Source organism: Blautia sp. OM07-19 (genome assembly GCF_003481595.1).
Classification (GTDB): Bacteria; Bacillota; Clostridia; order Lachnospirales; family Lachnospiraceae; genus Blautia_A; species Blautia_A intestinihominis.
Map to the genome: position 1 here is coordinate 30,901 of NZ_QULA01000003.1, position 14,027 is coordinate 44,927.

Sequence of the window (14,027 nt, forward strand, 5' to 3'; positions counted from 1 at the left end):
TCCTTTCAAGTATAGATTTACTATAATGTTGTTAAAAGATAAACTAACAACCTGACAGTATTTTCTCATAAAACCCCTTGTTAGTCCAGTCAAACTTGAGTGTTTTTGTCATTAAAACTCATATTTCAGTGCATCTTGAAAAAAATTATCCATTTCACGCTTGCTCTGGAACGTCGCAATGTAGATCTGGTTGCCCATCGCGGCCGCCAGAACATCCGGCAGACGGTCTGCCATACGGATATTTTTGCTGTATTTTGTCATGATGTCTTCATGACCCAGGATAAATTTCTTACCGTCCCTTCGTCCCACAAATGCACAGTACTCTCTGTCTCCCGGCTGCATCTGCGTCCGGTTAAAGGCAATCATGTCTGCCCAGATCTTATAAACATCGGTCTTGCATGCAAAATCCATCATATCCGGAGAAAATCCGCCACATGGGCGCATATTTACCTCAAGACCGACGATATCACCCTTTCTTCCAAGACCCTTCTGGTCTTTCTGCAGGCGGAAAAACTCAAAATGTACGAAGCGGCTCCGTACATTGAAACTTTTGACCGTGGCACGGCCTGCCAGCCTGACATCACTGGAAAGCTGCTTCACGATATAAAAGAGCGCATTGTCCTCGTGGTTCACGATATCCATGATGGAGATCGGTGTCACATTTCCTGTTTCGAAGATCGGATCTCCGTTGGAATCGATGATGGCATCGTAGGAATTTACCTCCGCGACTACGAACTCCTCCATTATATAGGAAACTTCCGGTTCCTTCGTTCGGAAAAATTCTTCGAGCTGCCCCTGATCTTCCAGTTTGTAAGTATGGCTTGCCCCTACTCCATTATCCGGTTTTACGACCACCGGATAGCCGACTTCTTTGATAAATTTCTCACATTCTTCCAGAGTATCTACCAGATGATAGCGTGCTGTCGGGATTCCCGCCTGTGCATAGTATGCTTTCATCTTAGATTTGTATTTGATCCTCGGAATATCGTCCTCCTGAAAACCGCTTGTGATATGGAAGGCGGTACGGAGTCTGGCATCACGCTCCAGCCAGTACTCGTTGTTGGACTCCAGCCAGTCGATGCGTCCGTGCTTGAAGATCAGGAATGCAACCGCACGGTATACTTCTTCCTCATTTTCGAGACTGCTGACCTTATAGTATTCATCCAGGCTGTCTTTCAGTCCCTGGCTCAATTCCTCATAAGGCTGATCTCCGATCCCGAGGAGATTCAGCCCGTTTTTCTTGAGTTCCCGGCAGAACATCCAGTAATTTTCAGGAAAATTTGGAGAAATAAACAGAAAATTTTTCATAATATCACTCTTTCCTTTTAGATTTTATCAATCGTTTTTTAACAGATATGGAACAAAATATTCTACCTGTTTATACCACCAGTACCAGTCGTGAGAACAGTCATAGCCCCAGAAATCCACCCAGGCATGGATATCCTTCTGGGCAAGGATCTGTGCGAGCTGCCTCGTGGAGTCCGGAAGTTCCCATGGTCCCTGACCGACGCAGATGACTGCTTTCTTGAGATTATACAGCGCGATCCTTGGATCATCCTTTGGCATATCACCGAGGAAATCCACCAGCGAATTCCGGCGCACCACCTCGTCCGTGTAGGAACCGAAGCCGTATCCTGCTGAATAAAGACCGCTCAAAGCCAGAAGCCGGTCAAACAGATCCGGTCTTCTGAAATAAAGATTTGCCGCATGCGTCGCACCCAGGCTGCATCCAAACACCATGATCCCCGGATATCCCATCCAGCCATTCCTCTCGTTGACCATCTCCCGCATAAAAGGGACCATCTCATCTGTAATATACTGAAGCCACTGTTCATACCGACGGATGCGCCAGTACGGATCCCCGGCCGTATCTGACCAGGTCTCCTGATCGATCGTATCTATGGAAAACACCATCACTTCACCGGATTCCAGCCACGGGCTCCAGGTATCTGTCATCTGGAAATTTTCGAAATCAAAAAAACGTCCATCCTGACACGGGATAAAGAGCACCGGTCTGCCCTTGTGTCCATAGATTTTGCATTCCATGTCCCGCCCCAGGGCAGGACTGTATTCTTTTCTGTATTGTACTTCCATCTCTTTATTCCTCGTACAAAAGTGTATTCATAAAAAACGGGATCTGTCTCTCCCAGCTTGCCTCGCAGTGTGTGCCACCCGGGATGATCCTTGCCTCCAGAAGGACTTTCTTCTGGAAAAATGCCGCCGCGATCCGCTCAAAATCTCTGCGGATCTTTGGGCGCTGTTCCAGTTCTATAGAACCATAGTCCATATAGATCACTGTATTCTGCCGGATCTTTGTCCTGCGGATGAGCTGTTCCAGTTTGTCGACATTTGTCCATACAGACGAAGACAGTGCCGCTGCTCTGCCAAAAACAGAATTGTACTGTGCCACTGCATACAGGCTCATCAGTCCGCCCATGGAGCTTCCTGCGATAAACGTATGCTCCCGGTCGCTGAGAGTTCTAAGATCCCGGTCGATCTGAGGTTTCAGCGTGTGGACCATCCAGTCCATCGTAATCGCACCCTTTGCTGCGATGCTACCGCATCTTGCGTCATAAAAGCTGAACGGAGCATACTCCTTGAGCCGTCCATTGTCCGGGCTGTGGTTGCATTCGACTGCCACAATGATCACCTGTGTATTGGTATGATCCATGTATTCCTTCATGCCCCAGCATTTCCCATAGGTGGCATCAGAATCAAAAAAGACATTATGTCCGTCAAACATATACAAAACAGGATAATATCGTTCCCGGTCCCAGTCATAGGAATCCGGAAGATAAATATAAAGATTCCTCTCTTCCTCCCCGGTCAGCTCGGGAATCTGGATCTTATGTCTGTTTACCATAATCTTTTCCTCCTAACTGCGCTGTTTTACCGTTTCACTTTATTACTTTAATATAGCACAATCTGCTTTTCCAGACAAGAAACTTGGTAAAGCAGATCGTTTTGTGTTAAAATGATGTTGTTCATTTTGAAAAATTTTATTTTACATAAGGAGATTTTTATGACTACGCAAACACAGCAGACACTGCCTCCCAGTATTTTTCCGGCAAGATTTCAGATCTTAAGCGGCAGTGCCCTGAAACTTCTTGCCTGTATCCTGATGCTGATCGACCACACCGGCGTTCTGATCCTCGCCAACTGGAAACCTGCCCTCCGGGTACTCTTTACCATTGGTTCCACAGAGATCACCTGGTACCGCATCGTCCGTGATATCGGCAGATCTGCCTTCCCGATCTTCTGTTTCCTTCTGATCGAGGGCTTCCTTCACACGAGGAACCGCCGCAAATACGGACAGAACCTGCTTCTCTTCGCGCTGATCTCTGAGATCCCGTGGAATTTCGTATTCAGCAATACCTGGCATCATCCGATGCAGAATGTATTTTTTACTCTGTTCCTCGGATATCTCGGGCTCTGTGCACTGGAAGCTCTGTGGGAAAAACCGGTCCTTCAATTATCCTGTATCGTGGGACTTTTTGGCTTTTCTTATATTTTCCATGCTGATTATGGCTGGCATGGTTTTCTGCTCATCATGATCATGTACCTGTTCCGCACGCGGCGGATCCTGCAGGCACTTGTCAGCACACTCTGGATGAATTACGAATGGAAAATGTGCTTTTCCTTTATCTCCATTAATATGTACAATGGAAAACGCGGCTTTATCCAGGGAAAAGCCGCGAAATATTTCTTTTATCTGTTTTACCCGGTGCATCTCACAATCCTGGTGATCCTCCGGCAGATTCTTTTTCTCAGTTAAATATTAATTCTTTTTGACGATCTCTGCTGCATTTTTGTAGATACTGTCTGCAGGAATGCAGCCTCTTACTGGTGAAAGCGGGTAGATATTGGAATTTCTTCCGATCACAGTTCCCGGATTCAGGACAGAACCACAGCCAACCTCTACATGATCTCCGAGCATTGCTCCGAATTTCTTGACACCTGTCTCGATCTTCTCATCGCCGTCCTTGACTACGACAAGCTTCTTGTCGGATTTTACGTTAGAGCAGATGGAACCGGCTCCCATATGGGATTTGTATCCAAGGACAGAATCCCCTACATAGTTGTAATGCGGAACCTGTACTTTGTTGAATAATACGGCATTCTTAAGCTCTGTGGAGTTTCCTACGACAGCGCCCTCACCTACGATGGCGTTTCCACGGATGAATGCACAGTGACGCACTTCTGCTTCCTTACCGATGATCGCCGGTCCGTTGATGCAGGCAGTCGGTGCCACTTTCGCGCTTTTTGCGATCCAGATGTTGCCGTCCTTACAGTCATATTCCTGCGGATCCAGTGTCTCACCGAGCTTTACGATAAAAGCTCCGATCTCCGGAAGGACTTCCCACGGATAGGTTTTGCCCTCAAATAATTCACCTGCGATCGTCTCGTTTAGATCCAAGAGATTTGCGATTGTAAAATCCTTTAACATTTATACTTTTCCTCCTCGTTTTGACGTTGTCTGTTTTTTCTGATAATTGACCGCCGCCGCATCAAAAAACTGCCGCAGTGCATACTGATAGTTGCTCTGTTCCACCTGATCGGTACGGATCCTGACAAAATGTTCCAGTTTGTCCATATATTCCTGCGGCGTGATACTGCCCTCTGCGACATAATTCAGGCCCTTTTCCCAGCTTGCAGTCAGTTCCGGGTTCAGAAGCTGGCGAATGGAACAGTTGACCACATCAAAGATCATCTCCCCGAGAAGCGTCGGCGTGATCACCTGTGTCTTCTTGTTCAGAGCAAGATATTTGATAGAAAAAAGTTTCTTCAGGATCTCTGCCCTGGTCGCACTCGTTCCGATCCCGCTTCCCTTGATCTGCGCGCGCAGTTCCTCGTCCTCGATGAGCTGTCCTGCATTTTCCATCGCAAGGATCATTGAACCGGAATTGTAGCGTTTCGGCGGTGAAGTTTCGCCTTCCTTGATATCCAGCGAATCTACCGTCAGTATATCACCTTTTTTGAGCTTATGCAATGCAGCAAGAAGCTGTGCATCACAGGAGACATCCTCACTGTCACTTTTTTCCGTGTCCTGCGCTTTTGCGCCTCTGCGGGCGAAAGAATTCGTCGCATATTTAAGGTATCCTTCCTCCTGAAGTACCTTGAAGCTGGAAAAAAACTTCTCCCCCTGCATCATTGTCACCAGGCTGACTTTCTGATAGACTGCCGACGGACAGAAAATGCACAGAAAACGACGCACGATCGTCTCATAGACTCTCTGTGAAGTGACCGGCAGACTGTTCAGTGCATTTAAGTCCTGACCGGTCGGAATGATCGCATAGTGATCTGTGATCTGCTTGTCATTGACGTATCTTGTCTTCGCGATCGTCTTGTAGCTTCCCATCTGAAGGACTTCTTCTGCGGTAGTTCCGATCGCAGGATAATTGCGAAGTCCTGAGATATTCTTGTAAATCTCCTTTGATACTGCGGTAGAAAGCACTCTGGCGTCCGTTCGCGGATAAGTGACAAGTTTCTTCTCATAGAGTTCCTGCGTGATACGGAGAGTCTCATCCGGGCTGATCTTGAACAGCTTGGAGCAGACATTCTGAAGCTCCGCCAGGTTAAAAAGAAGCGGCGGGTTCTTGTTTTCTTTCTTGCGCTCAATCTTGTCAACGCTGCATCTGAGCGGCTGCTCCGTGCTCAGAAAATCGATCAGTTCCTGTGCGTGTTTCTTTTCTTTGAAACCATTTTCCTTGTATAAATAAGGAGACTGGAAATAACGGCTTCCCTCCACGGCTCTCCATTCACCGTCGAATTTCTCCCCTTCCAGTGCGATTCCTGAGATCACCCTGTAGAATGGTGTCTTGACGAAAGAGCGGATCTCTCTTTCCCTGCGCACGACCATGCCAAGGACACAGGTCATAACGCGGCCTACCGCGATCGCCTGATATTTGCTCTTAAGGTAGCTCGAAACGCTGTTTCCGTAGCGCAGTGTGAGCACTCTGGAAAAATTAATCCCCATGAGATAGTCCTCCTTGGCGCGGAGGTAGGCAGAATTCGCCAGATTGTCATAGGATGACAGGTCCTTCGCTTCGCGGATCCCCCTGAGGATCTCCTCCTCCGTCTGGGAATCGATCCAGACTCGTCTCTGTTTCTTGTCCTTCACTCCTGCCATCTGTGCGACCAGACGGTAGATATATTCTCCCTCTCGCCCGGAGTCGGTACACACATAGATGGTCTCTACATCCGGCCGGTTCAGAAGCCCTTTCACAATGTCAAACTGTTTCTGAACCCCCGGAATCACCTCGTATTTAAATTCGCGCGGCAAAAAAGGCAGGGTATCAAAACTCCACCTTTTGTATTTGATGTCATATTTTTCGGGATAGCTCATAGTGACCAGGTGTCCTACACACCAGGTCACTATGGAATCCTGAGATTCTAAGTATCCGTCTTTTCTCTGTCCGTTGATTTTTAATGCTTTTGCAAATTCCTGAGCGACGCTCGGTTTCTCTGCAATATATAAAGCCTTACCCATATTATTGATCTGCACTCATCTTTCTAAGCGGCCATGCAAGAAGTACTGCACCACCGACCATATTTCCCAGTGTGACGATCACCATGCTCTTGATCATCGCGCCAACGGAAAGTCCTGGTACCAGGCAGGCTGCTGTCACAAAAATACCCATGTTTGCAACGCAGTGCTCAAATCCGCTGACAACGAATCCTGAGATACACATAACGATCATCAGGAACTTCGCGGCTTCACTCTTTAATTTGATTCCGCAAAGTACTCCGAGACATACAAAGAAATTACACAGAACTGCACGGAAAAACATCTGACCTGCCGGGATCGCAAGTTTGTTTCCGATAAAACCAGCAAAATAATCCTTGGTTCCTGATGCGCCCGCCCATACAAAGATCAGGGACAGGATCAGGCATCCAACAAAGTTCCCTATGTAGCTGACAAGCCATACCTTACCGGCATCACCCAGAGTCACTCGCTTGTCATAGACCCCAAACGCCATGACCAGGTTATTTCCTGTAAAAAGCTCTCCTCCGACCATGGAGATCAGAAGGACTGCGATCGAGAACACCAGTGCTCCCAGGAACTTGCCCCACGCCGGCTCCTCTGCTCCGGCAAAAACATTACCGACTACATTAGAGAAAATCATCGCAACCACAATGAAGAATCCTGCCATGATCGCCCGCATAAAGTACTTCAGAAAATCGTTCTGAAGAAGGGTGATCTTCGCGTTTGCTGCATTTGATAATTTCTGTACATCCTCGTGATTCATAAAAAATACCTCCCTTTCCCTGAACACATTGTATTTGTACTTCAATGTGTCCTCCGCATATTGTGTTCACTTATTATAGCATTTTGAACAATTTTTCTCAACAAAAATCGGTTAAAGTTCGGTATTTTATCTATAAACTTTTCCATTTACTGATAACTTTCAGCTATCGGATCAGTAATGCGTAATCTTTCCTGTCAATGACCTCACCGATCACTGCACAGAGCAGATTAAGCCCTTTTAATTCGGCAAGAAGCTTCTCGGCTTCCTCTGCCGGGACTGCTGCCAGAAGGCCTCCGGATGTCTGTGGGTCAAACACAAGATCCTCTCTCCAGAGCTCTGCGCTGCTCTCATATCCTGCTTTGCCCGCGAATTCACGGTTGCGATATGCGCCGCCAGGAATGAGCCCCATAGATGCATATTCCTCTACATCCGGAAGGATTGGCAGGGATCTCGTGTCGATCACCAGTGTCTTCTGGCTTCCCTCTGCCATCTCTGTTCCGTGACCGCCAAGGCCGAAGCCTGTAACATCCGTACACGCATGGATCGTATACTTCTTCAGGATCTCTGCTGCATATTTATTCAGCGTCTTCATGGATCTAAGGGCTGCCTCACGTGCCTCCTCCGATACAAGGTCTGCTTTGATCGCGGTATTGACGATACCTGTTCCGAGTGGTTTGGTGAGGATCAGCTTATCGCCGGTCTGTGCACCATAATTTTTCCAGAATTTCGCCGGATGGACGAAGCCTGTCACACTTAAACCATATTTCGGTGTGTCATCCTGGATCGTATGTCCGCCTGCAAGAACTGCGCCTGCCTCCAGTACTTTGTCCGCGCCTCCCTTAAGGATCTCGCCCAGGATCTCAGTATCCATCTCCTTCGGAAAAGCTACGATATTCAGTGCGGTCTTTGGTTCGCCGCCCATCGCGTAGACATCACTCAGGGCATTCGCCGCTGCGATCTGTCCGAAATCATAAGGATCATCTGCCACCGGCGTAAAGAAATCCAGAGTCTGGATCATTGCCAGTTCGTCTGAGATCTTGTAGACAGCCGCATCATCTGAGGTTTCTGTTCCCACAAGAAGATGTTCATCATGAAATTTCGGCAGTTTGCAGAGCACTCCCGCAAGCGTGCCCGGTCCTACCTTGGCAGCACAACCACAGTTTGGTGCAAGTTTTGTCAGATACACCTTTTCCATTTTGTCTGATACTCCCTTCTATATTATATGTTTTTATGAAAAATCATTTTTCAGTCTTAGACTTTATCATAACACAAATTCTCCAGATTCTCCACCGCAAAAAAACCGCCCTGCCAGATTTCTTTCTGACAGAACGGTTCTCCTGTTTTTTATGTTTGGATTTATTTCTTTGTGATATATCCTTTTGCCTTAAGTGTCTCTGCACAAAGTACAGCTCCGCCGGCTGCTCCTCTTACGGTGTTGTGGGAAAGTCCTACGAATTTGTAATCATAAACTTTGTCCTCACGGAGACGTCCGATAGATACGCCCATTCCGTTTTCGTAGTTGACATCCTCGCTTACCTGCGGACGGTTGTCTTCTTCGAGGTACTGGATAAAGTGCTTCGGTGCGCTCGGAAGTTCCAGTTCCTGTGGAAGTCCCTTGAAGTTTCTCAGGGCTTCGATCAGCTGCTCTTTGGTAGGTTTCTTGCGGAATTTAACGAATACTGCTGCTGTATGTCCGTTCAGTACCGGAACACGCAGACACTGGCAGGTGATGACTGGCTCTGTAGCCGGTACGATCACACCGTCCTCGATCTTGCCCCACAGTCTCAGCGGCTCTTTCTCACTCTTCTCTTCTTCTCCACCGATGTATGGAATGATGTTGTGTTCCATTTCAGGCCAGTCTTTGAAGGTTTTTCCTGCTCCGGAGATTGCCTGGTATGTAGTAGCAACTACTTCATATGGCTCGAATTCTTTCCATGCAGTAAGTACCGGTGCGTAGCTCTGGATGGAGCAGTTTGGTTTAACAGCGATGAATCCTCTTGTTGTTCCAAGACGTTTCTGCTGATATTTGATAACATCGAAGTGTTCCGGGTTGATCTCCGGCACTACCATTGGTACATCCGGTGTCCAGCGATGTGCGCTGTTGTTGGATACAACAGGAGTCTCTGTCTTTGCGTATTCTTCTTCGATCGCTTTGATCTCGTCCTTGGACATATCAACTGCTGAAAATACGAAATCTACAGTAGAAGCAACTTTTTCTACTTCGTTTACGTTCATGACAACGATCTTCTTTACTGCTTCTGGCATCGGAGTGTCCATTTTCCATCTTCCGCCTACTGCTTCTTCGTAGGTCTTGCCTGCGCTTCTCGGGCTTGCAGCAAGGGTAACAACCTCAAACCACGGATGATTCTCCAGAAGGGAGATAAATCTCTGTCCTACCATACCAGTAGCACCTAAAATGCCGACTCTCAGTTTTTCGCTCATAATAACATTTTCTCCTCACTCATTTATTCTTATGTGTCTTTGTGTGGCACACATCTGTTTTCTTTGTACATACTATACCACTTTGTATAAAAATGCAAGAGGTTTTTTAATTATTTTTTAAATATTCGCGATTTAATGCGATGATCTGCTCCATGACCTTCGGGCCAGGTGCACCGTAAGTCTCACGTTTTTCTACGCAGGTCTTCATGCTGATTGCTTCATAGATGTCCTGCTCGAAGACCGGAGAGATCTCTTTGTACTCTTCAAGCGGAAGCTCATCCAGAGAGATTCCTTTGTCGATACAGGTCAGGACAAGGCGGCCTACGATACCATGTGCATCACGGAACGGTACCCCGTGGTTTACGAGATAGTCGGCGGCATCTGTCGCATTGGTAAAGCCGTTCTTTGCACTTGCTTCCATAACATCCTTGCGGAATTCCATAGTGGAAACCATGCCTGTGAACAGAGCGATACAGCCTTTTACTGTGTCGATCGCGTCAAAGGTCAGTTCCTTGTCTTCCTGCATGTCTTTGTTGTAGGCGAGCGGAATGCCTTTCATGGTTGTAAGGATGGAAGTCAGCGCACCATAGACACGGCCTGTTTTTCCTCTTACAAGCTCTGCGATATCCGGATTCTTCTTCTGCGGCATGATGCTGCTTCCTGTGCTGTAGGCATCGTCAATCTCAACGAAACGGTACTCGTTGGAGTTCCAGAGGATGATCTCCTCGCAGAAACGGCTCAGATGCATCATGACAGTGGAGATAGCAGAAAGAAGCTCGATCACGTAATCCCTGTCAGATACGGAATCCATGCTGTTTCTTGTCGGCTCATCAAAGCCAAGCAGCTCTGCGGTATAAAATCTGTCCAGCGGGTAGGTGGTTCCTGCAAGTGCGCCTGCACCGAGCGGACAGGTGTTCATACGCTTGCGGATGTCTGCCATACGGCTTCTGTCTCTGCGGAACATCTCGAAATATGCACCTACATGGTGTGCCAGGGTAACAGGCTGTGCTTTCTGAAGATGTGTGAATCCAGGCATGTAGGTGTGCACATTGTTTTCCATAATGGTCTGGAGTGCTTCCAGAAGTTTCTTGAGTTCTGCGTCGATCTCTTCGATCTCGTCGCGGACATAAAGTTTCATGTCAAGGGCAACCTGGTCGTTACGGCTTCTTCCTGTGTGAAGCTTCTTGCCAGGATCTCCGATGCGGTCGATCAGATTTGCCTCAACAAAGCTGTGGATATCCTCATATTCGGATGTGATCTCCAGCTTGCCGGATTCCACGTCTGCAAGGATGCCATCCAGTCCTTCAAGAATCTGATCTCTCTCCTCTTCTGTCAGGATTCCCTGCTTTGCAAGCATTCTGACATGCGCTTTGCTTCCGCGGATGTCCTGTTTATATAATTTCTGGTCAAATGAAATAGATGCATTAAAGTTGTATACCAGTTTGTCCGTCTCCTTTGTGAAACGTCCTCCCCATAACTGTGCCATAATGTCCTCCTTATTGTACGGTGATTTTGCCGCTGCCGGTTCTTTTCAAAGTCCCACCAGCGCATAATATGTTATTAGTTTACCACATTCCAGTGGAAAATCAAAGGGCAGAACCCTCTGAAATTTGTTTTTGCTTCAATTTTTCTTCCTGTTCGCGCTTCGAAAAGACGCAGCCACAGTAATTCTGCCGGTAAAGATCGTATTCGTGGGACAGTTCGATGGAACGTTTATAGCCATTTTTCTTCTTGAAATCGGATGGAAGATGGGGTACTTTGTAGATCTCTGCCAGTTCCTCGCCGATCTCATTGATCTTCTCTGCGTTTTTGAGCGGGCTGATCGAGAGGGTTGTCGTGAAGTAGTCATAACCGCCTTCTTCGGCAAGTTTTGCGGCTTCTTCCATGCGGAGACGGTAGCATTTAAAACAGCGTTCACCGCCCTCCGGAACTTTTTCCATGCCTTTTGCCATTTCATAAAAGACCTGCGGATCGTAAGTTCCTTCTTCTATATGCACCGGATGCGTAAATGGCATCTCGGACACCAGACGGCGGATCTCTGCAACTCGCTTGCGGTATTCCTCCTCTAATGAAATATTTGGATTATAAAAAAATACCGTGATTTCAAAATACTGAGACAGATATTCCAGCACGTAACTGCTGCACGGCGCACAGCAGCTGTGGAGAAAAAGCCTTGGGACTCTGCCTTCTTTTTTTATATTCTCGATAAGTTTATCAAGTTCTTTCTGATAGTTTCGTTTGTTCATGATGGTATTCCTCTTATAAAATTCTATACGGATTCTTCTATATCAGGCTGTTTCTTGAATCCTTTTTCCTATCATAACACAGATGCTCTCTCCCGCATATCTTAAAATATAGATTCTCTTTCGAGGTATTTTGTATGAACCCCCTTCTGGAGATCAGAAATGTTTCTCTTTCTTACCATACCGTATCCGGAGAGACGAAAGCCCTTTCAAATATATCGTTTGACCTGATGCCCGGCGAATTCCTTGCTGTTGTCGGTCCGTCCGGCTGTGGAAAATCCACGCTTCTGAACCTGATCTGCGGCATGCTCCCGGCAGAGGAAGGCACGATCCTTATGAACGGCATCCCTCCGTCCCCTGGCGATCCGCGCATTGGATATATGCTCCAGAAAGATCATCTTCTGGAGTGGAGAAATATCTATCGAAATGTCCTCCTCGGTCTCGAGATTCGCAGAGAAAAAACGCCCGAAAAACTTGCCTATATCGAAGAAATGCTTGATACCTACGGGCTCGACAAATTCCGCACAGCCCGTCCTTCGCAGTTATCCGGCGGCATGCGCCAGCGCGCAGCTCTCATCCGCACACTCGCCCTGAAACCGGAGCTTCTTTTGCTTGACGAACCTTTTTCCGCGCTGGATTATCAGACACGGTTAAATGTCAGTGACGACATTGGACGCATCCTCAAGAAAGAGCAAAAAACCGCAATCCTGGTCACACATGATATTTCTGAGGCGATCAGTATGGCAGACCGCGTGGTCATCCTTTCTGCCCGCCCTGCTCAGGTCGCCCGCATTGTCACAATCCGGCTGTCGCTGGATGAGAGAACCCCTCTTGCCTCGCGCAGTGCACCGGAATTTAAGTCTTATTTCAATCTAATCTGGAAGGAGCTGAACCAATATGCCTGACCTTTCCCCTGCGCAGAAACAGTATCTCTTTCGTGTCCGGCGTGAAAAATATCTGATCCATGTGTCCAGGATCTTTTTGTTCCTGGGCTTTCTGCTTTTGTGGGAAGTGTCTGCCAGACGGGGCTGGATCGACTCTTTTATCTTCAGCAGCCCTTCTGAGATCTGGCAGACGTTTCTTCGGATGGTGCAGGATCAGTCTCTTTTTACACACATTGGCATCACGCTGATGGAGACTCTGGTCAGCTTTGCTTTTACTGTTTTTCTTGGAATCGGCACGGCGGTTCTTCTGTGGTGCTGTCCGAAGCTTTCGCGGATCCTGGAGCCTTACCTCGTCGTCCTGAACAGCCTGCCAAAATCTGCCCTCGCCCCGCTTCTGATCGTCTGGCTCGGTGCCAATGTCCGGACGATCATCGTTGCCGGAATGTCTGTGGCGATCTTTGGCTCAGTCATCAATCTCTACACTGGCTTCCGCGAAGCTGACCCGGAAAAACTCAAGCTCATCCGCACCCTCGGAGGCACAAAAAAAGACGAACTGACAAAGATCGTCCTTCCGTCTTCTGTGCCCCTCATCTTAAGTGTGATGAAAGTCAATATTGGATTGTGCCTTGTCGGCGTGATCATCGGAGAATTCATCGGCGCCCGCCAGGGACTTGGCTACCTGATCATCTACGGCTCCCAGACTTTCAAACTGACATGGGTGCTGATGTCCATCGTGATCCTGTGTATCATTGCGATAGGGCTGTATGCCATTCTGGATTTTATTGAGAAGCATGCCCAGAAATGGTAAACATGCCATCCTCTGCCGACCCATTTCTCATTTAATAGAATTCAGGTCATCTGTTCTATGGACGACAATGGGAGCTTTCACAACTTTCGAAAATTCAAGTCATCCATTTCAAACTTCTTAAGTGACTTGTTTTCTGTTTTCCATAAAATAAACCATCCATTTGCAGTGCTCCTGGATGGTTTATTTTTGTCTTTGTAGAATTTTGGTCATCTGTTTTCTCTTTTTTGGTTGGCTCTATACTTTATTTCTTGTAATCAAGTCAATGTTTGCCTGTAATTTGGATGGTTTAAATTCTGCCATATGCATATCAGGGTAATTTTCAATCCCTTTTGGATGACTTTCATACAGCTATATACATATCAGATCAATTTCCAGATTCTCTCCAGATGCATCTGACATA

The 14,027-nt window shown here is 47.2% G+C and carries 13 protein-coding genes; 3 read left to right on the forward strand and 10 right to left on the reverse strand.

The window, feature by feature from the left end; genetic code table 11:
• Window positions 1–111: 111 nt before the first annotated feature.
• From DXC01_RS03725 to DXC01_RS03735, 3 genes are read right to left on the reverse strand one after another with little or no spacing between them, the layout of a single operon-like run.
• A complete protein-coding gene (locus DXC01_RS03725; protein WP_118698295.1) occupies window positions 112–1,308 on the reverse strand; it encodes an ATP-grasp domain-containing protein in 1,197 nt (398 codons plus the stop codon).
• A gap of 27 nt (window positions 1,309–1,335) precedes the next feature.
• Window positions 1,336–2,094 (reverse strand): esterase family protein, encoded by a 759-nt coding sequence (locus DXC01_RS03730; protein WP_118698296.1) that lies wholly within the window; start codon window positions 2,092–2,094, stop codon window positions 1,336–1,338.
• A 4-nt stretch (window positions 2,095–2,098) separates the two neighbouring features.
• Complete coding sequence (locus DXC01_RS03735; RefSeq protein WP_118698297.1) at window positions 2,099–2,863, reverse strand: alpha/beta hydrolase; 765 nt, start codon at window positions 2,861–2,863, stop codon at window positions 2,099–2,101.
• Between the two features lie 159 nt (window positions 2,864–3,022).
• Here DXC01_RS03735 and DXC01_RS03740 point away from each other — a divergent pair, with 159 nt between their 5' ends.
• Complete coding sequence (locus DXC01_RS03740; RefSeq protein WP_022215637.1) at window positions 3,023–3,775, forward strand: TraX family protein; 753 nt, start codon at window positions 3,023–3,025, stop codon at window positions 3,773–3,775.
• A gap of 3 nt (window positions 3,776–3,778) precedes the next feature.
• Here the strand turns inward: DXC01_RS03740 and DXC01_RS03745 are convergent, their stop codons facing one another.
• The 7 genes from DXC01_RS03745 to DXC01_RS03775 all read right to left on the reverse strand — a co-directional run bounded on the left by DXC01_RS03745 (window position 3,779) and on the right by DXC01_RS03775 (window position 11,938).
• Window positions 3,779–4,447: a UDP-N-acetylglucosamine pyrophosphorylase gene (locus DXC01_RS03745; protein ID WP_118251388.1), complete on the reverse strand. Its 669-nt coding sequence runs from the start codon at window positions 4,445–4,447 to the stop codon at window positions 3,779–3,781.
• Window positions 4,448–6,490, reverse strand: a complete 2,043-nt coding sequence (locus DXC01_RS03750; RefSeq protein WP_118698298.1) for a DNA topoisomerase — start codon at window positions 6,488–6,490, stop codon at window positions 4,448–4,450.
• A 1-nt stretch (window position 6,491) separates the two neighbouring features.
• Window positions 6,492–7,250: a formate/nitrite transporter family protein gene (locus DXC01_RS03755; RefSeq protein WP_022215639.1), complete on the reverse strand. Its 759-nt coding sequence runs from the start codon at window positions 7,248–7,250 to the stop codon at window positions 6,492–6,494.
• Window positions 7,251–7,413: 163 nt separating this feature from the next.
• Complete coding sequence (selD, locus tag DXC01_RS03760) at window positions 7,414–8,445, reverse strand: selenide, water dikinase SelD (protein ID WP_022215640.1); 1,032 nt, start codon at window positions 8,443–8,445, stop codon at window positions 7,414–7,416.
• Between the two features lie 161 nt (window positions 8,446–8,606).
• The gene (asd, locus tag DXC01_RS03765) at window positions 8,607–9,692 is read right to left on the reverse strand and encodes an aspartate-semialdehyde dehydrogenase (protein WP_022215641.1); all 1,086 of its coding nucleotides are present in this window, start codon (window positions 9,690–9,692) and stop codon (window positions 8,607–8,609) included.
• A 106-nt stretch (window positions 9,693–9,798) separates the two neighbouring features.
• A complete protein-coding gene (gene argH, locus DXC01_RS03770; protein WP_118698299.1) occupies window positions 9,799–11,178 on the reverse strand; it encodes an argininosuccinate lyase in 1,380 nt (459 codons plus the stop codon).
• A 100-nt stretch (window positions 11,179–11,278) separates the two neighbouring features.
• On the reverse strand, window positions 11,279–11,938 hold the full coding sequence (locus tag DXC01_RS03775) for an epoxyqueuosine reductase QueH (protein ID WP_118698300.1): 660 nt from the start codon (window positions 11,936–11,938) through the stop codon (window positions 11,279–11,281).
• A 134-nt stretch (window positions 11,939–12,072) separates the two neighbouring features.
• Between DXC01_RS03775 and DXC01_RS03780 the strand changes: the two genes are divergently transcribed.
• Complete coding sequence (locus tag DXC01_RS03780; protein WP_118698301.1) at window positions 12,073–12,840, forward strand: ABC transporter ATP-binding protein; 768 nt, start codon at window positions 12,073–12,075, stop codon at window positions 12,838–12,840.
• Window positions 12,833–13,627: an ABC transporter permease gene (locus tag DXC01_RS03785; RefSeq protein ID WP_118698302.1), complete on the forward strand. Its 795-nt coding sequence runs from the start codon at window positions 12,833–12,835 to the stop codon at window positions 13,625–13,627. The genes DXC01_RS03780 and DXC01_RS03785 overlap by 8 nt, the downstream gene beginning before the upstream one ends.
• Window positions 13,628–14,027: the final 400 nt, after the last annotated feature.